A 21,292-nucleotide genomic window follows, 5' to 3' on the forward strand; every position below is an offset into this window, starting at 1 on the left:
ACCCGGGGTTACTCGGTTGTCGCCGGGGCCTGGGTGCCGACCTTGACGACCTCACCGATGACGATGACCGCCGGGGGCTTCACGTCCTCGGTCCGCACGGTCTGCGCGACCGTCGCGAGGGTGGCGTCGACGCGGCGCTGCGCGGCGGTCGTGCCCTCCTGGACGAGGGCGACGGGGGTGTCGGCCGGCTTTCCGTGGTGGACGAGCGTCTCGGCGATCTTTCCGATCTTGTCGACGCCCATGAGGATCACCAGCGTGCCGGTCAGGCGGGCGAGGGACGGCCAGTCGACCAGGGAGCGCTCGTCGTCGGGCGCGACATGGCCGCTGACCACGGTGAACTCATGGGCGACGCCGCGGTGGGTGACCGGGATGCCGGCCGCGCCCGGGACCGAGATCGAGCTGGAGATCCCGGGGACGACCGTGCAGGGGATGCCGGCCTCGGCGAGGGCCTGGAGCTCCTCCATGCCGCGGCCGAAGACGTACGGGTCGCCGCCCTTCAGCCGGACGACCGACTTGCCCTGCTTCGCGTGCTCGATCAGCGCGTTGTTGATGGCCTCCTGGGCCATGAAGCGGCCGTAGGGGATCTTCGCCGCGTCGATCACCTCGACGTGGGGCGGGAGTTCGGCGAGGAGGTCGCGCGGGCCGAGACGGTCAGCGATGACGACGTCGGCCTCGGCGAGCAGGCGGCGGCCGCGCACGGTGATGAGGTCCGGGTCGCCGGGGCCGCCGCCGACCAGGGCGACTCCGGGGGTGCGGGTGCGGTGGTGCGGGGCGACGAGTGTGCCGTCGCGCAGGCCCTCGACGACCGCGTCGCGGACGGCGGCGGTGTGGCGGGGGTCGCGCCCCTTGGCGTCGGTGGTGAGGACGGCGACCGTGACGCCCTCGCTGTGGCCGGTGGCCGGGGTCCAGGCCGTGGCCTTGTCCGCGTCGTCGGACCGGACGCACCAGACGCGGTGGCGTTCCGCCTCGGCCGACGCCCGGTTGTTCGCTTCCGTGTCGCTGGTGGCGATCAGGGCGTACCAGGCGTCCGCGAGGTCGCCCTCCCGGTACGGGCGCCTGTGCCAGGTGATCTCACCGGCGTCCGCCATGGCCTCGACCGAGGGGGTCGCCTCGGGGGACACGAGGAGGACGTCCGCGCCCGCCGCGATCAGTGCCGGGAGGCGGCGCTGGGCGACCTGGCCGCCGCCGAGGACGACCACACGACGGCCGGTGAGGCGGAGGCCTACGGGGTAGGCGGGATGTTCGGCCATGAGGTGCGGCTCCTGTTGCGGCGGTGTTCAGTGCCCTGACGTGCGGATTTTAGTGGGCGGGAGGGGAAGCGGCTCAGGTGGTCCAGTGGCTGGGCACCCTGGGGTGCCGCCGGTGGGCGGACCGGGGCGGGCCGGAGTGGCCGGGGCGGCCGGGAGCGGGCCGGGGCGGGCGCTTCGCTCTGCGGAAGGCCCGCCCACCGGCCACGGGGACGGCCGGGAGCCCTACTTCTCCGTCACTCCTGCCGAGTCGAACGTCGCCACCTCGTGCATCGCCCGGGCCGTGCTCTGGACCAGCGGCAGGGCGAGCAGGGCACCGGTGCCCTCGCCGAGCCGCAGGTCGAGGTCGACCAGGGGGCGCAGGCCCAGCTTGTTGAGGGCGGCGACGTGGCCCGGCTCGGCGCTGCGGTGGCCCGCGATGCACGCCGCCAGGACCTCCGGGGCGATGGCGCGGGCGACCAGGGCGGCGGCGCCGGCGCTGACGCCGTCCAGGATCACCGGCGTCCGCAGGGACGCGCCGCCGAGGAGCAGGCCGACGATGGCGGCGTGCTCGAAGCCGCCGATCGCGGCGAGCACACCGATCGGGTCGGCCGGGTCCGGCTGGTGGAGTTCCAGGGCCCGGCGGACGACCTCGGTCTTGCGGGCGAGGGTCTCGTCGTTGATCCCGGTCCCCCGGCCGGTGACCTCCGCCGGGTCCGCGCCCGTGAAGACGGAGATCAGGGCGGCGGACGCGGTGGTGTTCGCGATGCCCATCTCGCCGGTCAACAGGGCCTTGTTCCCGGCGGCGACCAGGTCGCGGGCGGTCTCGATGCCGACCTCGATGGCCTGCTTGGCCTCCTCGCGGGTCATCGCGGGGCCGGTCGTCAGGTCCGACGTACCGGCACGGATCTTGCGGGGCAGCAGACCCGGAGTGGCCGGGAGGTCGGCGGCGACGCCCACGTCCACGATGCACACCTCGGCGCCGACCTGGGTGGCGAAGGCGTTGCACACGGCACCGCCGCCCAGGAAGTTGGCCACCATCTGGGCCGTGACCTCCTGTGGCCAGGGGGTGACGCCCTGGGCGTGCACACCGTGGTCGCCCGCGAAGATGGCGACGGCCGCGGGCTCCGGGATGGGCGGCGGGCACTGGCGGGACAGACCGGACAGCTGGGCGGAGATGATCTCCAGCATGCCCAGCGCACCGGCCGGCTTGGTCATACGCTTCTGGCGCTCCCACGCCTCGCCGAGCGCCTTGGCGTCCAGCGGGCGGATCTGCGCGACGGTCTCGGCGAGCAGGTCGTGGGGTTCCTCTCCGGGCAGGGCACGGCGGCCGTATGTCTCTTCGTGCACGACCCACGACAGCGGGCGGCGCTTGGACCAGCCGGCCTGCAACAGCTCGGGCTCGTCCGGGAACTCGTCGACGTAGCCGACGCACAGGTAGGCGATGATCTCCAGGTGCTCGGGCAGGCCGAGGGCGCGGACCATCTCGCGCTCGTCGAAGAAGCTGACCCAGCCGACGCCGAGGCCTTCGGCGCGGGCGGCGAGCCAGAGGTTCTCCACGGCCAGGGCGGCCGAGTACGGGGCCATCTGGGGCTGGGTGTGGCGGCCGAGGGTGTGGCGGCCGCCACGGGTCGGGTCGGCGGTGACCACGATGTTCACCGGCGTGTCGAGGATGGCCTCGATCTTCAGTTCCTTGAACTGCTTCGCCCGGCCCTTGGGGAGGGACTTCGCGTAGGCGTCGCGCTGGCGCATGGCCAGTTCGTGCATCGCGCGTCGGGTGTCGGCGGAGCGGATGACGACGAAGTCCCAGGGCTGGGAGTGGCCGACGGAGGGCGCGTGGTGGGCTGCCTCGAGGACCCGCAGCAACACTTCGTGCGGGATCGGGTCGCTGCGGAAGCCGTTGCGGATGTCACGCCGCTCACGCATGACCTTGAGGACGGCCTCGCGCTCGGCGGGGTCGTAGCCGGGGGCCGCGGGGCCGGTGGACTGTCGGGCTTCTGCCACTGCGGCCGCGCTCTCTTCTCGGCGTTCCTGGTCGGCCAGGTCTTCCTGTTCGGCGGCCCGGGTGTCCAGGTCGTCGGCGTTCTGTGCGAGGTCGGCGTCGCCGTCGCGGGGTGCGGGGACGGTGACGGCGGGTACGGGGGACTCCGGCGCCCCGGGCGTCGCAGGCGGCGACTGCTGTGGGCCCTGCACCGGCTGTCCGGGCTGCTCGTCCGCGGCCGGGGCGGGGAGGACGACGGTGATGTCCTCGATGGATGCGGGAACGTCGGAGGCGGGGCCGGGCTCGACGGTCTCTGCGGTGGGGACGGCAGTGGCCGCATCCGGGGCCGGGGCCGGGTCTGCCTCGTCGGAGGTGGGGACCGTCGCGGCCGTGGCTGTCGAGGCGGCGGCAGGCACGGGTGCCTCGGGTGCCTGCGCGGATGCGGGGGCCTCGGCGGGTGTCGCTGCCGCGGAAGGCTGGGCCGGGGCGGTCGCTTCCGGGGTGGTGTCCGGCTCGGGGGCGGGGGATGTCTCGGCAGGCTCGGCGGCCGGGGTTGCCGGTTCCGGGGCCGGTGCCGGTGCCGGGGTGACGACACCGTCCGCTGCCGGGGCAGCGCCGCCCTCGGCGATCTGGGCCGGGCCGGGGGTGACAGCGGCCTCGCCGGGCGGAGCGGTTGCTTCCGGGCCGACCTGCTCGGTGGCCTGGGCGTCGTCGACCTGGCCGAGTGCCTCGGGGAGAGGGCCGGGAGGGGTGGCCTGCGGAGCCGCCGCCTCGGGGTCCTGCGCGGCCGACGCGGTGTCGATTACCGGCTGAGGCTGCGGCTGCGGCTGCGGCTGCGGCCCAGCGTCTTCTGCACCGACCTCCGGCTCCGACTCCACGGTCTCGGAGGCGGTGGCGTCCGCACCGAGCCCGGGGGCCTCGTCCGGGCCGGATGCGGCGGCGGGGGCGACGCCCGAGGCCGGCAGCTGCGCATCGGCCTCCGGGGCCGGGGCCGCTGCGTCGGGGACGGGCGCGGGCGCGGCAGCGTCCGGGACTGCCTCGCCCGGTACGTGGGCGGGGCCCTCTGCACCGGTGGACTCGGGCGAGGCGACGGCGGCGTGCTCCGGGGCAGCGGCGGCATCCGGGAAGGACACCGCTTCCGGGACCTGGCCGGCCTGCGGAGTCTGGCCGGTCCGCGGAACCTGATCAGCCTGCGGAGTCTGGTCGGCCTGCGGGGCAGGAGCCGGTGCGACGGTCTGCGGAGTCTGGTCGGCCTGCGGGGCAGGAGCCGGTGCGACGGTTTGCAGGCCCTGGTCGGCCAGCGGGGCAGGAGCCGGTGCGACGGCCTGCGGAACCTGGCCGGCCTGCGGAGCAGGAGACGCCACGGCCTGCTCGGCAGCGGACGTCGAGGGCTGTTCGCCGGAGGCGTCCGGCCCCGGAGCCTCAGGAGAGCCTCCGACTGCTTCACCGCTCTGCGCAGGGTCGTTCACGACCGGTCCCGGCTGCGATGCCGACGGCGCGACCGCTTCCGGGGCAGTCACGGTCCCCGCGTCGGCGGCAGTCACCTGGCCCGCGTCGAGTTCGGCACCGGCTCCGGCGGGATCGCCCGTGACGGATTCAGCCTGCTCGGGGCTCGCGTACCCGGCCTCGGTCACCTGAGCCTCGGTCAGCTGAACCCCTGCCTGAGCCTCTGCCACACCGGCGGAACCACCGGCAGCAACCAGGCCCGCTTGGGCGGCAGTCACGCGACCCACCGCCGCGTCCACGTCCAGGACCGCGGGGTCGGCCCCGTGCGCGGCCATGACCTGCTCCGGGCCGACGACTTGGGCCCCGTCCGGGTCGGCACCCGCGCCAGCGGGGACAGCCGCCCCGGCGGGAACCCCCACAGGAGCCTCACCGGCCTCGGCAGCGGCCGACGGGCCCTCCGCCGGTTCCGCACCCGGCACCGCGTCCGGAACCACGGGGTCACCTGTGGCGGCCGCGCCGGCCTCGGGGACGACCTGCTCGGGCTCGGCGGTCGCCAACGGCGTGCCCACGGGATGCTCGGCTGGGACGGGCTGCGCGAGTGCGGTCGGAGCCACAAGTGCCGTGCCGTTCGCCTCCGTCGGCACCTGGGTCGCAACCGCCTGGGCCGTGCCCATCGATTCCCCTGCCGGAACAACCGTTTCCGCTGGCGCCGCCCCGGCGCTCACCTGGGCCGGGTGCGGGGCCGGTACCCCCCAGGGCGTGGCGGGCGGCGTCTGCGCCTCGGGGGTGCGGGGGCCGTCGAGGTATTCGGGACCCGCCGAGGAGGGTGACGGCTGGCGTACCGGCGCGTCGGCGGGGCCACGGTCGGCGAGGGAGCGGACGGGGCTCGCCGAACTGTCGGGCAGCGGCGGGCCGAGGTGCAGGGGGCGGCGCGGGGTGATGGGCGGGATCGGCGGCGGGTCGGGCAGCCGGACGCCGCCGAGGTCGACCGAGCCGCTGTCGCGGCCGGAGATCTCGTGCGGGCCGGGCTGGTGCACGGCTTCCTGGACCGGCTCCGGGGCGGGCGGGGGGACCTCGTTGCCCCAGGCGCCCTGGGCGCCCGGCAACAGCAGCAGGTCTTCGTCCTCGGCGGTGGTCTCGGAGAGGTAGGGGTACGCGCCGGGCGCGGGGGCGTCCGGCTGCTCCACCATGCCTGCGCTCTCCGGCAGTCCCTCGCCCGGGACCTGGCCGGTGTCGGTCATGCGTACCCCTCGCCCATCGGTTAGTGCTCCTACGACCAGCTCGCCCGGAACGGCGCACCGACCGCCCCGCAGTGAAGAACGAGCGTGCGTCCCCAGCGGCACGAACGGTCCGCCCGGAAAAGGCGACAAAGCCATTCACTGGCATTGTCGCGGTCGAACCACCCCCACGGCAGCTTGATCCGCGACGGTTCCGCTGTGGACTGCGCCACGTTGCGCGTCCTCCCGTTCTGCCGTACCACACACACCCCAAAACGGGCGGGTTTTCCGGACATTGACCGACGAAGCGCCGGGCGTCCTTGTGCGGTGCAGCGATCGGCCAGCCTACCGCGCGCAGTACGACAAACCGATCACGGGGACGGTCGCGGGGGCGGTCGCGGGGTCAGGCGCCGCGCTTGGGCAGGACGCCGCTGAGCAGGAACGCGACGCTCCGTTCCGTCTCCGTCCAGGCCCTGGTGTCGAGTTCGACGGACTGCAGGAGGGCGCACTCGACGTTGTAGCCGTGCTCGGTCAGGTCGCGGCCGATGAGTTCGGCGGCGTCGCGGGTGGCGGCGTGCGTGACGATGCGCTGCGGGCGGCGGTCGGCGACCGCCGAGACGACGGCCGCTCCCCCGCCGCCGACGCGGACGACGTCCGGTTCGGGGAGGTTCTCCAGGATGTGCGGGGCGGTGCCGTGCACGATCTGGAGCTGGACGCCGAGGCGGCGGGCGGCGGCGTCGGTGCGGGCGCAGGCGGCCCGTTCGGCGTCGACGGCGAGGACGGCGGCACCGGCCCGGGCGGCCTCGACGGCGAAGGCGCCGCTGCCGCAGCCGATGTCCCACACGAGGTCGCCGACGCGGGGTCCGAGACGGGCCAGTTGGGAGGCGCGCAACAACTGGGTCTCGCCCTCGCCGAGGTCCGTGCCGTAGGTGTCGGCGGGCAGGGTCCAGCCGCGCGGTCCGGCGGACGGGTCGCGGCCGGAGATCCAGCCGCCGGTCTCCCCTGCCGTGTCCGGCCGGGCCGGGCCGCCAAGGACGATGACGACGTTGGGGTCGCGCCAGGTGTGGTCGGCGGCCTTGTCGGAGGTGACGACGGAGACGCGTTCGCGGGCGGTGCCCAGTTCCTCGCAGATGACGAAGGAGCGGTGGACTCCTTCGAGGAGCAGGCCGAGTTCGGCGGGGCCCGCGCCGGGTGAGGTGAGGACCGCCACCTTGGTGTGGGCGCGGCATACGTTGACCGCGCGCCGCAGGGTGCGGGGGTGGGCGACGACCACCTGTGCATCGTCCCAGGGCATGCCGGCGCGGGCGAAGGCGGCGGCGACGGAGGAGACGGCGGGGACGACCTCCACCTCGAGGCCGAACTCGGGGGCGCGCAGGGTGCGTACGACACCGAAGAAGCCCGGGTCGCCGTCGGCGAGGACCACGGCCGTGCCGCGGTGGGCGGCGATACGGCGGGCGGCGAGGGCGACACTGCCGAGGCGGATGCGCTCGGCGCCGGCGGGCACCTCGGGGAGCGCCAGGTGGTGCGCGGCGCCGGCCACCAGCGTGGCGGCGCCCAGGGCGGCGCTCGCAGCGGCGGTCAGCGGCGAACCGTCCCAGCCGATCACCGTGACGCGGTCGGCCATCGTCGTCAGTCTCCAGGGGTTTTCGCAGGTCGTCTGCGTGGCGTGGTGGGGAGCAGCCCGGGGGCGGGCTCCGTGAGGGTACCCGGTGGAGGCGAAGGGGGGAGTGCCGGTGCCGTTGTCGCCGGCGTCCTCCGGGTGGTTCCGGTCAGTTCCAGTCGCCGAAGGACGTGAAGCCGTCGCGGAGCTGGTCGCCGACGCCCTCCAGGTCCTCGGGGAGCAGGCTCCAGACGATGAAGTCGGTGCGTACGTCGGTCCAGGTGCCGTCCTCGGCACGGGTCCGGGCTATACAGGCGTTGCGCAGCACGCCCTCGCTGATACAGCCGATCTTCTGGGCGACCTGCTGGGAGGCGGTGTTGTCGGCCGCCGTGCGCAGTTCGATGCGCTCGAACTTCTGATCCCCGAAGAGCCACTGGGCGGTGGCCAGGGCGGCCTCGGAGGCGTAGCCCTCTCCGCGTGCCCAGGGGGCGATGATGTACGACAGTTCGGCGGAGCGCACGTGCCAGTTGGTCTTGCCGAGCTGGACGAGGCCGACCAGACGCTGGGTGAGGAACTCGGTGACGGCGAAGTCGATGCCGTGTCCCTCGGTGCGCTGCGCCGGGGCGTACTCGGTGATCCAGTGGCGGGCGCCGCTCTCCGTGAAGGGCTGGGGGACGGAGGTCCAGGCCGCCACCTGTTCGTCGTTCATCATCGCGGCCAGGGAGGCGACGTCGTCTTCGTCGAGGGGACGCAGCACCAACCGCTCCGTGCTGATGGAGATGTTGGGGAAGGTGCTCGTCATGCGCCGCTCCGTAACCTTCGGTGAACCTTCAGGGCATGCTGAACTGCCCAGCATGCAGCATGAAAGCACTGATCCGCACCACGGGGCCCTTCCCACCGGGTGGGGGGCAAGGGCCCCGTGCGCGGGTGCCGGGCAAGGGCTCAGAAGGAGGCGAGCACGGAGCCGGCGTACTTGTCCTGGATGAACTTCTTCACCTCGGGAGAGGTGAGGAGCTTGGCGAGCTTCTTCACGCGCGGGTCGTCCTCGTTGCCCTTCTTCACGGCGAGGAAGTTGCCGTAGGGGTTGTTCTTCGGGGACTCGAGGACGAGGGCGTCCTTGGACGGCTTGAGGTCGGACTCGATGGCGTAGTTGCCGTTGACGACGGCGGCGTCCACGTCGTCGAGGGAGCGCGGCGTCTGGGCCGCCTCCAGCTCCTTGAACTTCAGGTTCTTGGGGTTCTTGGTGATGTCGGAGGGGGTCGCCTCGTTGCCGACGCCCGCCTTGAGGGTGATGACCCCGTTGGCGGCGAGGAGCTTGAGGGCGCGGGCCTCGTTGACCGTGTCGTTGGGGATGGCGACGGTCGCACCGCTCTTCAGGTCGTCGGCCTTCTTGACCTTGTGGGAGTAGAGGCCGAGCGGCTCCAGGTGGACCGTGACGACGGGCACGATGTCGGTGCCGTTCTTCTTGTTGAAGTCGTCGAGGTACGGCTTGTTCTGGAAGTAGTTGGCGCCGACGGAGCCGTCCTGCGTCGCCGTGTTCGGCGTGACGTAGTCGGTGAACTCCTTGACCTGCAGGTCGAGGCCCTCCTTCTTCGCCAGGTTGTCCTTGACGAAGTTGAGGATCTCGGCGTGCGGGACGGGGCTGGCGGCGACGATCAGGGGTCCGTCGGTGTCCGAGCTGTCCGCGCCGCAGGCGCTGAGCCCGAGGGTGAGGGCTCCGGCGGCGAGTACGGCGGTGGTGATCTTGGCGGTGTTACGCACGAAAAGTGCCTTTCCTTATGACCTTGCGAGTGGTGCTGCCCCGTTGTGGGTGAACGGGGGGTTCAGGAAGCGGCTTTGAGCAGCCGCAGTTTGGGGGCGGGGCCCGAGTGGGCGCCGCGGCGGTGCAGCGAGCGGGCCGCGTAGTCGCCGGCGAACTGGATGACCGAGATGACGACGGCGAGGATCGCGACGGTGATCCACATCAGCTGGGTCTCGAAGCGCTGGTAGCCGTAGCGGATGGCGATGTCTCCGAGACCTCCGGCGCCGACCGTGCCCGCCATGGCGGAGTAGCCGATGAGGGCGACGATCGTGGTGGTGGTGCTGGAGATCAGCGACGGCAGGGACTCGGGGACGAGGACCTTGCGGACGACGGTCCAGGTGTTGCCGCCCATGGCCTGCACGGCCTCGACGAGCCCGTGGTCCACTTCGCGGACGGCCGTCTCGACCAGGCGCGCGAAGAAGGGGATGGCGCCGACGGCGAGCGGCACGATGGCGGCCTCGACACCGATGGTCGTCCCGGTGATCGCGCGGGTGAAGCCCATCAGCGCGACCATCAGGATGATGAACGGCAGGGAGCGGGCGATGTTCACGACCTGCCCGATGACCTTGTTGACGGCGAGGTTCTGCAGGAGGCCGCCACGGTCGGTGAGGACCAGCAGGATGCCGAGCGGCAGTCCGCCGGCGACGGCGATGAGCGTGGACCAGCCGACCATGTAGAGCGTGTCCCAACACGCCTGCTCCAGCAGGGGCTGCATCTCGGACCAGGTCACTTGGCACCTTCCTTCACCGGTTCGGAGTCGTGGCCCAGGAGGTCGATCTGGAGGCCCTTTTCGCGCAGGAAGCCGATCGGCACGACGTTGTCCTCGTAGCGGCCGGGCAGCTCGATGCGCATCCGGCCGACCTGGAGGCCGCCGACGGTGTCGATGGCGGCGCCGAGGATCGATATGTCGATGTTGTAGGTGCGGGCGAGCTGCGAGATGACGGGCTGGGTGGCGCTCTCGCCCTGGAAGGTGACGTCGATGACGGTGCGGTCCTCGCCGGAGGCCTCACCGCCGAGCGGGAACAGCGCCGAGGCGAGTTCCGAGCCGGGGGTCGCGAGGAGTTCGCTGACGGTGCCGGACTCGACGATGCGCCCGTTCTCCATGAGGGCCGCCGAGTCGCAGACCGACTTCACGACGTCCATCTCGTGGGTGATGAGCAGGACGGTCAGGCCGAGCTGCCGGTTCAGGTCGCGCAGCAGCGCCAGGATCGAGCGGGTGGTCTCCGGGTCGAGGGCGCTGGTGGCCTCGTCGGACAGCAGCACCTTCGGGTCGCCGGCGAGGGCACGCGCGATGCCGACGCGCTGCTTCTGCCCGCCGGAGAGCTGCGCCGGGTAGGACTTCGCCTTGTCGGCGAGGCCGACCAGGTCGAGCAGCTCCAGCGCCTTGCGGGAGCGTTCCTGTCCGGACTTCCCGAGGATCTCCAGCGGCAGTTCGACGTTGTCCTGGACGGTCCGGGAGGACAGCAGGTTGAAGTGCTGGAAGACCATGCCGATACGACTGCGCGCCTGACGGAGTTCCTTTCCGGCGCGGGGTCCGCGGCCGGCCAGGGCGGTCAGGTCCTGCCCGGCGACGGTCACGGTGCCGGCGGTGGGGCGTTCCAGCAGGTTGACGCAGCGGATGAGCGAGGACTTGCCGGCGCCGGACTGGCCGATGACGCCGTACACCTCGCCCTCGCGGACGTGCAGGTCGACGCCGTCCAGGGCGGTGACCTCACGGCCGCGTGCACGGTAGACCTTGGTCAGGCCCGAGGTGGTGATCACTGGGATTCCGTCACTGTCGAGTGCGCGGGCGTGGGTGTGCCCGGGCACAGGTGCATTCGGTCAGGGACGCGACACGGTTCTCGCTGGAGAGTGGAACCGGGGAGAACATGTGCGCGGGGCGGCTTCGGGTCACGCGACGCTCAGGGCGTGCGGACGGGCCGCGTCTCGCTTCGGGGCGCGAGCTCAGGGGTGGTGCAGGGGCCCTCTAGAAGGCGCACATTCGACACATACAACGAGCACCGGGCGTCATGGTCGCCTCGGTCGCGGGGGTGCGGTCGCTCGTCGTGGTCATGTCGTCAGTAAAACATGCGTACGGTCCTGACCGGCCCCCCGCTGTCCGAATGCTGGACAGCGGTGGACGGAGCCCGCGGTCGTCAGCCGCGTACGGAGATCTCCACGCCCTGTTCGGTGACCAGCGCGGACAGGGCCGACAGATTCTCGACCACGAGATCGGCGTGGAGTTCGTGGGCCTGGTGGGTTGTGGTCAACGCCACGGTGGTCATGCCGGCGGCATGGCCGGCCGTCAGGCCCGCCGGGGCGTCCTCGAAGACGACGCAGTGCTCCGGGTCGACGCCGAGCGCGCGGGCGGCGAGCAGGTAGGGCTCGGGGTCGGGCTTGCCGCGGGTGATGTCGTCGGCGGCGACGAGTGTCTTGGGCAGAATGCCGACGGCGTCGAGCCGGGCCTCGGCGAGGCGCCGGGTGGCGGACGTGACGACGGCCCAGCGCTCGGCGGGCAGCACGTCGAGGAAGGCCCGGGTGCCCGGCAGCAGGTGCACCCCGTCGTTGGGCACGTCCTCCACCTCCAGGTCCTCGATCCGCGCGACGGCGGCCGGCACGACCTCGGCGGGCAGCAGGTCGGCTGCTATCTCGGCGGCCGGACGCCCGTGCAGCTCGACGCGCGCGAACTCCTCGGCCGTGATCCCGTACTCCCCGGCCCACCGCGCCCAGCAGCGGTCCACCGAGGCGAGGGAGGAGACGAGGGTTCCGTCGTTGTCGAACAGCAGGGCCTGGGCGTGGATCGTCATGCCCTCGACCCTACGGTGCAGGCCAGGGCCGGAAGCAGGGGGCCTTTTCGGCCGTAATAAGGTCGCTGCATGCTGAATGCCCTGACGCTGGTGACCGGCGTCGCCGCGCTGCTGCTCGCCGCCTGGTGCGGCTGGGCGGCCTATCGCGACCAGCCGACGAAGGACTGGCACTTCATCGGGATGGCCGTGGTCACGCTGCTGTCGCTGGTCCAGCTGATCGTGGGGATCGTGCTGCTCGCGCAGGGCGAGAAGCCGGAGCAGGGGACGACGATCTTCGTGGCCTATCTGCTGGGGGCGTTCGCGTGTGTCCCGGCGGCGGGGTTCATGTCGCTGGCCGAGCGGACCCGGTGGGGTTCGGTGACGGTGGCCGCCGGCGGTGTGGTGCTGGCGGTGCTGGAGGTGCGTCTCTATGACATCTGGGGAGGCTGAGGTGAGTCGGCGCCGGCTGATCAGCGGGCCGGGCACGCTGCTGGTGTGGCTGTACGGCGTGATGGTCGTGGGGGCGGTGTCGCGGTCCGCGTTCCAGATCGCGACGGAGTTCGACCGGGCGCCGCTCGCCTACTCGCTGTCGGCCGTGGCCGGTGTCGTGTACGGGTTCATCACGTACTCGCTGGTGCGGGGTGGGGAGACGGCGCGGAAGGCTGCGCTGGCTTGCTGTGTCGCCGAGTTGGTGGGGGTGCTGACGGTGGGGACCTGGACGTTGGTCGAGCCGTCCGCCTTCCCGGATGCGACCGTGTGGTCGGACTTCGGGATGGGGTATCTCTTCATTCCCGTGATCTTGCCGGTGTCCGCCATTTACTGGTTGCGGAAGGGTGCGCCCAGGGGGGATGCCGCCTGAGACGCGTCAGGCGGCAGCGGGCCGTGTGTGGTTGCTCGCGCAGTTCCCCGCACCGCTGAAGGGGCGACGATCAAGCAGTCGCCGCGTAGGTGCTCGCCGGCTTCTCCAGGACGATCATCGGGACGCCGTCCGCGCCCTGGGACGTGCCGACCGTTTCGTAGCCGACCTTGCGGTAGAGGCGGAGGTTGCCCTCGCTGCGGTGGCCGGTGTGGAGGCGGAAGCGGGTGGCGCCGTGACGGTCGGCGAGGGCCGATTCGGCCGCCCTGAGGAGGCGGGCGCCGATGCCGTGGCCCTGGAGGCGGGGGTGGACGCAGAGCTTGCCGATCGCGGCGGCGCCGTCCTCCGTGACCGAGCCCCGGACCGAGCCGACGACCTCCTCGCCGAGCCGGGCCACGAAGACGCAGTCACGGGTGACCTCTTCGCGGACCGAGTCGAGGGTTTGGACGAGCGGGTCGATGCGGTAGTTCCCGTACAGCGCCGCCTCCGACTGGAAGCACAGGTACTGCAGCCTGAAGATCTGCTCCGCGTCCTGCTCGGTCGCCGCAGAGATGGTCACGCTCATGCCCATGTGCGCACGCCTCCCGCTCATCTGATCACCTGTCGTCCCCACTCCTATCCCCGTCCCCAGCGGGCCGCAACCTCCGGCGTCAGTAATCTCCTGAGACATCCCAGGCATCTGGAACGTTCCGGGCCAAGACTCCCCTGTGAGATACCCAACTCCCCTGCGATTTCCCGGTATGTCAGGTCCTCCGGCGAGAGCAGGGCCTCCATCAGCCGGGGGCAGCGGCCCGGGAGGCGGCGCACGGCCTCGCGCAGGGCCCGGCCGCGGGCCGCGGTGAGGGCGAGCTGTTCCGGGTCGCGGTCCCCGTCGTCGACCGGTTCACCGGCGTACGGCCGTTCGAGGCGGCTCGTGCGGCGGGTGCGGCGCACCTCGGAGCGGACGGCACGACGGAGCCATTGCTCGGGGTCGAGGGGCGGCCCTTCGGCGTCGAGCCGCTCCAGCAGGCGGAGCCAGACCGCCTGTTCCAGGTCACCCGGCTCGGTACCGGCGGAATATGCCTCGGCGGAGGCCTCGGCGGTGAGCAGCGGGCGCAGGGCGGCGACCAGGTCGTGCGTCATATGCGGAGCGACGCGGCCGCCCGGGCGGCGGGTTGCCCGGGCGGCCGAAGCTCACTCGACCGGGGGGTGTGAGGCCCGGCCGTTGACGCGGCTCAGCCGGTGAGGTCCGCGCGGGCCAGCAGACCCGTGTCGGGCTGGTCGGTGAAGACACCGTCGATGCCGGTCGCGAAGTACGCCTTGTAGGCGCCGAAGACGTCACCGTAGGCGTCCGGGTCCGCGCCCTTGCGGAAGTCGGCGGGCAGGAAGGGGTTCTCGTTGCGCATCGTGTAGGGGTGCAGGATCAGGCCCACCCTGTGCGCGTCGGAGACGAGCGTCGTCGGCTTGGTGAGTCTGCCCTGGGCGTCGCGCGGGACGACCAGGTCGAGCGTCGGGCCGATGCCCTGGGCGTAGGAGGCGATCTCGCGCAGGCCGGCCGGCTTGACCAGGTCGGCGACCGTGCGCGGGTCGCCGGTCTCCACGAAGTCCCAGGGGCGGGAGTCCGCCGAGGACAGCAGGACGACCAGCGGGTTGTCGACGAGCTTGTGCATGCGCTGGATGCTCGTCGGCTCGAAGGACTGGAGGATGACCGGGGAGGTGCGCCGGTCCTTGCGGTACTTGCCCAGCAGCTTGGCGACGCGCTCCTCCAGGGGCAGTCCCTGCTTGCGGAAGTAGGTGGGGTGCTTGAGCTCGGGGTAGATCCACACCTGCTTGCCGCGCTTGCGGGTCTGCTCGTCCTGCCACCTGAGGACCTCTTCGAAGGTGGGGATCTCCCAGCGGCCGTTGTAGAGCGTGTTGTGGGGGCGGTTGGCCGGGATGCGCTCCACCGCGCGCAGCGTCTTCAGCTCGGCGAGCGTGAAGTCCTCGGTGAACCAGCCGGTGGTGGAGACGCCGTCGAGCAGCTTGGTCTTCCTGCGGCCGGCGAACTCGGGGTGGTCGGCCACGTCCGTGGTGCCGCCGATCTCCGGCTCGTGACGGCAGACCAGGTGCCCGTCCTTGGTGGGCACCAGGTCACCCGCCTCGACGATGTCGGCGCCCAGATCGAGGGCGAGCTGGTACGAACCGAAGGTGTGCTCGGGGCGGTAACCGCTGGCGCCGCGGTGGCCGATGATCGTCGGCTTGGGCAGGCTCTTGAGTCCGCCGTGTCCGCCACCGTGCCGGGCACTGTCGGCGCCCGCCGGGCCGGCCAGGCCGAGGACCGCTCCGCCGGCGCCGAGCACCGCCGCGCCGAGCAGGGACCGCCGTCCGGTACCACTCGTTACTTCGTTCGACTCCCGCGTTCCCATGAGCGCCCTCTCTGCCGTTCGGCTCGTCCGTGCGCGCCGATCGTAGGGGCGCGTACATGACGAGTGGGAGACCTCGGGCGGAACACGCGGGTGACCGCGGATGTCGTAGTGGCTGGTGAGGAGGATGAGTTGACGGTCCGTCGGATCTGTTCGATTCGGCCCGGCCGTTCTGGGAACGCGTGCGGTGGGCTCCGGGGCGACGTGCGTCACAGCATGTCGGCCGCGTTTCGTGTCGTCGCCGGTGCGCCACCGCAGGTAAACGCGCGTCAACAGTGCGTAAGGCCTCGGTGAAGTCGCCGTGCCCGATGTGCGCGATGGCCGGGGCCACGAGTATCGTCCTCACCTGCACAGACTCATACAGAACCCCTTGACACCGGAGGGTCCGTTGTCCCGCTTCGTGCTCATCAAGGCAGTGCTCGGCCCGATCATGCGCCTGATGTTCCGCCCACAGGTGGAGGGTGCGGAGCACATTCCCGGTGATGGCCCGGTCATTCTGGCCGGCAACCACCTGACGTTCATCGACTCGATGATCCTGCCGCTGGTCTGCGACCGTCAGGTCCTCTTCATCGGCAAGGACGAGTACGTCACCGGCAAGGGGCTGAAGGGCCGGCTGATGGCCTGGTTCTTCACCGGCGTCGGCATGATCCCGGTGGACCGGGACGGCGGCCGGGGCGGTGTCGCCGCGCTGATGACCGGCCGGCGCGTGCTGGAGGAGGGCCGCGTGTTCGGCATCTACCCGGAGGGGACGCGGTCGCCCGACGGGCGGCTTTACCGGGGGCGGACGGGGATCGCCCGGCTGACGCTGATGACGGGTGCGCCGGTGGTTCCGTTCGCCATGATCGGCACGGACAAGCTGCAGCCGGGTGGGGCGGGGCTGCCCCGGCCCGGCAAGGTCACGGTGCGGTTCGGTGAGGCGATGGAGTTCTCCCGGTACGAGGGGATGGACCGGGATCGCTACGTGCTGCGGGCCGTGACGGACTCGGTGATGGCCGAGGTGATGCGGTTGTCCGGGCAGGAGTATGTGGACATGTACGCGAGCAAGGCGAAGGAAGCGGCGTAGTTTTGCCGCCGGGCGCGGGCGGGGTCGGGCTGTCGGGGTACGTGGGCGGCTGCGGGTGGTGGGGGCTTGTCGCGCAGTTCCCCGGGCCCCTTTGGGTGATCGGTCCCAGGGCGTTGTGAGGTGGGGGCCCGTGCCCGTTTCGCGCAGTTCCCCGGGCCCCTGTCGGGCGTGAGCCCTCATGCGTGTTTTGTTGTGCTGTCTTCCAGCTTCTGGTCCCTCAGCAGGAACCATGCCGCCACCGCCGCCGCCAGGAGGACCGCCGCGCCTGCGCCTGCTGCCAGGGCCAGGCCGTCGACGAAGGACGTGCGGGCCGCGTGCAGCATCGGGGCGGCGGTGTGGGCGGGCAGGTGTGACGCCGTCTCGAGGGCGCCGCCGAGCGACTCGTGGGCCGCGGCCGGTGTGCCCGTGGGGCCGGTGAAGTCGCGGTAGACGCCGGTCACGATGGAGCCCAGCGCGGCGATACCGAGCGCGGCACCCAGTTCGTACGCCGTCTCGGACACGGCGGACGCGGAGCCCGCCTGTTCCTTGGGCACACTGGAGAGGATCACGTCGGCGGTCACGGTGAACGAGAAGCCGGCGCCGACGCCGACGACCAGCAGCGCGGCCCCGAGCAGCGGGTAGCCGGTGGACTGGTCGAGCACCGTGAGCGCGGCCAGAGCCAGGCCTATCGCCGCGAGGCCGCCGGAGACCACGGTCCGTACCGAGTAGCGCCGGGCCACGCGCCCCGCGATCAGTCCGGCCACCACCGCGCCGATCGCCGCGGGCAGCTCGGCCAGTCCGGCCTCGAACGGCCTCCTGCCCTGGACGAGTTGCAGGTACTGGGACAGGAAGAACACCAGCCCGGACAGGCCGAGGACGGTCAGCAGATCGGCGAGCACCGCCCCGCTGAAGCCGCGGTGACGGAACAACCGCATGTCCAGCAGCGGCGTGGGCAGCCTGAGCTGACGGCGTACGAAGCCGTACAGGGCGGCCGTGCCCAGCAGACCCGCGGCCAGGGCGCTCCACGCGAATCCGTGGGTGGCGACCTCCTTGATCGCGTACACCACGCCGATCATGCCGACCAGCGACAGGACGACGCTGACCAGGTCCCATGGGCCGGGGTTCGCGGTGCGCGACTCGGGCAGCAGTTTGATCCCGACGAGGACCAGGACGGCCATCACGGGCAGGTTGATCAGGAAGACCGAGCCCCACCAGAAGTGCTCCAGCAGGAAACCGCCGACGATGGGCCCGACCGCCGTACCGGCTGAGGCGGTGGCGCCCCAGACGCCGACGGCGAGGCTGCGTTCGCGCGGGTCGTGGAAGAGGTTGCGGATCAGGGCGAGCGTGGCCGGCATCAGGGTCGCTCCGGCGACGCCCAGCAGAGCCCGCGCGACGATCATCATCTCCGGTGTCGTGGCGTAGGCGTTGATCACGGATATCGCGCCGAACGCCGTCGCACCGATCAGCAGGATCCGCTTGCGGCCGATCCGGTCACCGAGGCTGCCCATGGAGACGAGCAGACCGGCGATGACGAACGAGTAGACGTCGCCGATCCACAGCAGCTGGGTGCCGGAGGGCTTCAGGTCCTCGCTGATGTAGGGGGTCGCGAGACCGAGGACGGTCGCGTCGACGGCCACCAGCAGCACGGCGAGCACGAGGACGCCGAGCGCGAGCCAGCGGCCCGGGCGCTCCCCCGTCTCCGTCGTCTTCGCCGGCTGCAGGGTGCTGGTCATGATTCCTCTCTCCTGAGTGCGCCGCCGAGCAGCAGCTCGACGATCATGTGCTGGAAGTCCTTGGGGGCGCCCTTGCCGCTGTACACCAGCCAGGCACCGGAGGCCATCAGGCCGTACAGCGCCTCGGTGAGCCAGGCGGGCGTGAGGTCGATGCGGAATTCACCGCCGAGCTGGCCGCGCCGGAACAGCGCGGAGATCCGGTCGTCGATCGTGGCCCAGCCGGCGTTCTGCTCCTCGCCCTCGAACAGCTGGTTCTCGGTGTAGAGGAACGCGAGCAGTCCGGCGGCGGGTTCGATGGCCCCGACCAGTCGGCGCACGGCCTCACTCGCCGGGCCCTCGTCGAGCCGGGCCTCGTCCAGAGCGGCTTCGCACTCCGCGATGCCGAGCGCCTCCAGCGCCCGGACGAGGGCGTCACGTCCGGCGAAGTGCCGGTGCAGCGTGGCCCGGCTGATTCCGGCGGCCTTGGCGACCTCGTCCATGGTCGCGGTGGATTTGCGGGTCAGCAGAGCCGCGGCGGCGCGCAGCACATGCTCAGGATCGACAGCCATGAGACAAGCATAGACCGGGTGAGACATGTCTGTCTCATATGGGGCGTGCGTGACTCACGGCCGCCGTGTCGGTGCGGCTTACAGGGGTGGTCAGTGCCAGGGCAGCCGCGCGCGCCGCTCCCAGTACGCGTGGGGCTCCTCGACCAGCGTGGCGAGGCGGGTGAGCTGCTCGTCGTCCAGGTCGACGACCGCCGCGTGCAGGTTCGAGGCGAGCTGGTCGGTGGTGGCCGCGCCGGACAGGACGACACCGGCCCAGGGCTGCCGCAGGATGACGGCCAGGGCGACGGCGTCGCAGCCCAGCCCGGTCCGCTCGGCCACCTCCCGTACCACGTCAGGGGCGTGCGGCCCGGCGAGCCGGCCGTTGGCCATGCCCTCCTTGACGATCACGGTGAGTCCGGCGTCGTGCGCCTCGGCGAGGGCGGGGCCCGCGGAGGTCTCCAGCGCGTTGTACGTGGACTGCACGGTACGGAAGAGCGGCTCGCCGTCGACCGTCACGGCGAGGGCGGCGCGGATGGCGTCCGCCTGGGCGGGGCCGCTGGTGGAGAACCCGACGGTGAGGCCCCGCGCGGCGGCTTCCGCGAGCTTCGCGTGCAGTTCCTTGTCGGTCAGGGCCGGGCTGTCCGGGGTGACCGAGTGGATCTGGTAGAGGTCGAGCCGGTCGCCGAGCAGGGCGTCGCTCTCCGCGCGCTGCCGTTCGTAGGTGGCGAGGGTGTGGTCCTTGACCTCGTGCTTCTCGGCGTCGGTGGACCAGTCGGCGGTGTAGGTGTAGCCCCACTTGCTGCCTACGACGATGTCGTCGAGGCCGGGCCTGTCCTTCAGCCAGCCTGCGAGGAACTCCTCGGAGCGGCCGTAGGAGCGGGCAGCGTCGAAATAGCGGACACCCTGGGCGTAGGCGGCGTCGAGGAGTTCGTGGGTGCGGTTGCGCAGCGTTTCGACGCTGCGGTCCTCTCCGAGGTCTTCGTCCCGGCCGAGGTTGATGTAGCCGGGGCGTCCCACGGCGGCGAGGCCCAGTCCGATGTGGCAGGTGGGGGTCGTTGCGGTTGCCAGTCGCGCGAAGGGCATCGCGGGCTCCGTTCGGTCGGGTCCGGTACGGCTTCCGACCAACGTACCCGCGATGACCTTCGGCGCTCGCGATCAGAGCTCGGTTCGAGCGGTGGTTCGGCGCGTGCGGGTTCGTCGTGGCTTGTCGCGCCTACGCGGCGGAGCCGCACATCGATACAGCCCCGCGCCCCTAGAGGGCGCTTCCCTTGGCCACCGCCCACTCGTGCTGGGCCGCCACGTCGGCCTTCACCTCTGCCAGCTGCACGGCCACGGCGCTCGGGGCCGTGCCGCCCCTGCCGTTGCGGGAGGCCAGTGCGCCGGGGACGTTGAGGACCGTGCGGACCTCGGGGGTGAGGTGGGCGGAGATCTTCGCGAACTGCTCGTCCGTGAGCTCGTCCAGCTCCTTGCCCTCGGCCTCGGCGACCTTCACGCACTCGCCCGCCACCTCGTGGGCCACGCGGAACGGCACGCCCTGCTTCACCAGCCACTCCGCGATGTCCGTGGCGAGGGAGAAGCCGGCCGGGGCCAGTTCCTCCATGCGCTCGCGGTGGACGGTGAGGGTGGCCATCATCCCGGTGAAGGCCGGGAGCAGGATCTCCAGCTGGTCGATGGAGTCGAAGACCGGCTCCTTGTCCTCCTGGAGGTCGCGGTTGTACGCGAGCGGGAGAGCCTTGAGCGTGGCCATCAGGCCGGTGAGGTTGCCGATCAGGCGGCCCGACTTGCCACGGGCCAGCTCCGCGATGTCCGGGTTCTTCTTCTGCGGCATGATCGACGAGCCCGTCGAGAAGGCGTCGTGCAGGGTCACGAAGGAGAACTCCTTCGTGTTCCAGATGATGACCTCCTCGGCGATCCGTGAGAGGTTCACGCCGATCATCGCCGTGATGAAGGCGAACTCGGCGACGAAGTCCCGGGAGGCCGTGCCGTCGATGGAGTTTCCGGCCGAGCCGTGTTCAAATCCGAGGTCCTTCGCCACCGCCTCCGGGTCCAGCCCGAGGGAGGAGCCGGCCAGGGCGCCCGAGCCGTAGGGCGAGACCGCGGTCCGCGCGTCCCACTGGCGCAGCCGCTCCGCGTCCCGGGACAGGGACTGGACGTGGGCCAGGACGTGGTGGGCGAAGAGGACGGGCTGGGCGTGCTGGAGGTGCGTGCGGCCGGGCATCGCCACGTCGGGGTGGGCCTCGGCCAGACCGATCAGCGCGTCCTGGAGCTCGGCGATCAGGCCGCCGACGATCCGGGCGTGGTCCCGCAGGTACATGCGGAAGAGGGTCGCGACCTGGTCGTTGCGGGAGCGGCCCGCGCGCAGCTTGCCGCCGAGGTCGGCACCGAGGCGCTCCAGGAGGCCGCGCTCCAGGGCGGTGTGGACGTCCTCGTCGGCGATGGTGCCCACGAAGGAGCCGTCGGCGACGTCCGCCTCGAGCTGGTCGAGTCCCGCGATCATGCGGGTCAGCTCGTCCTCCGTGAGCAGGCCCGCCTTGTGCAGCACGCGCGCGTGGGCACGCGAACCGGCGATGTCGTACGGCGCGAGCCGCCAGTCGAAGTGGACGGACGCGGACAGCTTCGCCAGGGCCTCGGCGGGACCGTCGGCGAAACGTCCGCCCCAGAGCCGGACGTCACCGCTGTTGCTGCTCACCTGCGCGCTCCTCAAGGGGTGTGGATGT

Annotated in this window: 18 protein-coding genes; 3 read left to right on the top strand and 15 right to left on the bottom strand. The window is 71.9% G+C overall.

Going from position 1 to position 21,292, the window contains the following annotated elements; translation table 11 throughout:
- Positions 1-8: 8 nt before the first annotated feature.
- From cobA to AB0B29_RS18050, 8 genes are all read right to left on the bottom strand, one after another.
- Positions 9-1,250, bottom strand: a complete 1,242-nt coding sequence (gene cobA / locus AB0B29_RS18015; protein WP_362240383.1) for a uroporphyrinogen-III C-methyltransferase — start codon at positions 1,248-1,250, stop codon at positions 9-11.
- Positions 1,251-1,472: 222 nt separating this feature from the next.
- Positions 1,473-5,894 carry a nicotinate-nucleotide--dimethylbenzimidazole phosphoribosyltransferase gene (cobT, locus tag AB0B29_RS18020; protein ID WP_362240385.1) on the bottom strand — a complete coding sequence of 1,474 codons (4,422 nt, stop codon included), beginning with the start codon at positions 5,892-5,894 and terminating at the stop codon, positions 1,473-1,475.
- Between the two features lie 379 nt (positions 5,895-6,273).
- Positions 6,274-7,494: a precorrin-6y C5,15-methyltransferase (decarboxylating) subunit CbiE gene (gene cbiE / locus AB0B29_RS18025; RefSeq protein WP_362240388.1), complete on the bottom strand. Its 1,221-nt coding sequence runs from the start codon at positions 7,492-7,494 to the stop codon at positions 6,274-6,276.
- A 145-nt stretch (positions 7,495-7,639) separates the two neighbouring features.
- Positions 7,640-8,272 (bottom strand): GNAT family N-acetyltransferase, encoded by a 633-nt coding sequence (locus AB0B29_RS18030; RefSeq protein WP_362240391.1) that lies wholly within the window; start codon positions 8,270-8,272, stop codon positions 7,640-7,642.
- 140 nt (positions 8,273-8,412) lie between these two features.
- Positions 8,413-9,231, bottom strand: a complete 819-nt coding sequence (locus AB0B29_RS18035) for a MetQ/NlpA family ABC transporter substrate-binding protein (protein WP_362240394.1) — start codon at positions 9,229-9,231, stop codon at positions 8,413-8,415.
- A 62-nt stretch (positions 9,232-9,293) separates the two neighbouring features.
- Positions 9,294-10,001, bottom strand: a complete 708-nt coding sequence (locus tag AB0B29_RS18040) for a methionine ABC transporter permease (protein ID WP_362240397.1) — start codon at positions 9,999-10,001, stop codon at positions 9,294-9,296.
- On the bottom strand, positions 9,998-11,032 hold the full coding sequence (locus tag AB0B29_RS18045; protein WP_362240401.1) for a methionine ABC transporter ATP-binding protein: 1,035 nt from the start codon (positions 11,030-11,032) through the stop codon (positions 9,998-10,000). The genes AB0B29_RS18040 and AB0B29_RS18045 overlap by 4 nt, the downstream gene beginning before the upstream one ends.
- Before the next feature lie 374 nt (positions 11,033-11,406).
- Positions 11,407-12,057: an HAD family hydrolase gene (locus tag AB0B29_RS18050; RefSeq protein ID WP_362240404.1), complete on the bottom strand. Its 651-nt coding sequence runs from the start codon at positions 12,055-12,057 to the stop codon at positions 11,407-11,409.
- Between the two features lie 69 nt (positions 12,058-12,126).
- Between AB0B29_RS18050 and AB0B29_RS18055 the strand changes: the two genes are divergently transcribed.
- Both AB0B29_RS18055 and AB0B29_RS18060 read left to right on the top strand, forming a co-directional pair.
- Positions 12,127-12,486: a hypothetical protein gene (locus AB0B29_RS18055; protein ID WP_362047885.1), complete on the top strand. Its 360-nt coding sequence runs from the start codon at positions 12,127-12,129 to the stop codon at positions 12,484-12,486.
- Complete coding sequence (locus AB0B29_RS18060; protein WP_362240406.1) at positions 12,467-12,895, top strand: hypothetical protein; 429 nt, start codon at positions 12,467-12,469, stop codon at positions 12,893-12,895. The genes AB0B29_RS18055 and AB0B29_RS18060 overlap by 20 nt, the downstream gene beginning before the upstream one ends.
- A 70-nt stretch (positions 12,896-12,965) precedes the next feature.
- Here AB0B29_RS18060 and AB0B29_RS18065 read toward each other — a convergent pair whose 3' ends face one another.
- The 3 genes from AB0B29_RS18065 to AB0B29_RS18075 form a co-directional block, all read right to left on the bottom strand.
- Entirely contained in the window at positions 12,966-13,463 is a 498-nt protein-coding gene (locus tag AB0B29_RS18065) for a GNAT family N-acetyltransferase (protein ID WP_362241008.1), read from the bottom strand.
- A 44-nt stretch (positions 13,464-13,507) separates the two neighbouring features.
- The gene (locus AB0B29_RS18070) at positions 13,508-14,014 is read right to left on the bottom strand and encodes an RNA polymerase sigma factor (protein ID WP_362240408.1); all 507 of its coding nucleotides are present in this window, start codon (positions 14,012-14,014) and stop codon (positions 13,508-13,510) included.
- Positions 14,015-14,106: 92 nt separating this feature from the next.
- Positions 14,107-15,276: a glycerophosphodiester phosphodiesterase gene (locus AB0B29_RS18075; RefSeq protein ID WP_362240411.1), complete on the bottom strand. Its 1,170-nt coding sequence runs from the start codon at positions 15,274-15,276 to the stop codon at positions 14,107-14,109.
- A gap of 385 nt (positions 15,277-15,661) precedes the next feature.
- Between AB0B29_RS18075 and AB0B29_RS18080 the strand changes: the two genes are divergently transcribed.
- A complete protein-coding gene (locus AB0B29_RS18080; protein WP_362240414.1) occupies positions 15,662-16,336 on the top strand; it encodes a lysophospholipid acyltransferase family protein in 675 nt (224 codons plus the stop codon).
- 176 nt (positions 16,337-16,512) lie between these two features.
- On the opposite strand, the gene AB0B29_RS18085 is transcribed toward AB0B29_RS18080, so the two are convergent.
- The 4 genes from AB0B29_RS18085 to argH form a co-directional block, all read right to left on the bottom strand.
- Entirely contained in the window at positions 16,513-18,048 is a 1,536-nt protein-coding gene (locus AB0B29_RS18085; protein WP_362240416.1) for an MFS transporter, read from the bottom strand.
- Positions 18,045-18,596, bottom strand: coding sequence for a TetR/AcrR family transcriptional regulator (locus AB0B29_RS18090; RefSeq protein ID WP_362240418.1), 552 nt, complete (start codon positions 18,594-18,596; stop codon positions 18,045-18,047). Before AB0B29_RS18090 ends, AB0B29_RS18085 begins: the two co-directional genes overlap by 4 nt.
- A 90-nt stretch (positions 18,597-18,686) precedes the next feature.
- Positions 18,687-19,658 (bottom strand): aldo/keto reductase, encoded by a 972-nt coding sequence (locus AB0B29_RS18095; protein WP_362240420.1) that lies wholly within the window; start codon positions 19,656-19,658, stop codon positions 18,687-18,689.
- 169 nt (positions 19,659-19,827) lie between these two features.
- A complete protein-coding gene (gene argH, locus AB0B29_RS18100) occupies positions 19,828-21,264 on the bottom strand; it encodes an argininosuccinate lyase (RefSeq protein WP_362240423.1) in 1,437 nt (478 codons plus the stop codon).
- Positions 21,265-21,292: the final 28 nt, after the last annotated feature.

Origin of the sequence: Streptomyces tibetensis (assembly GCF_040647715.1) — a bacterium.
Classification (GTDB): Bacteria; Actinomycetota; Actinomycetes; order Streptomycetales; family Streptomycetaceae; genus Streptomyces; species Streptomyces tibetensis_A.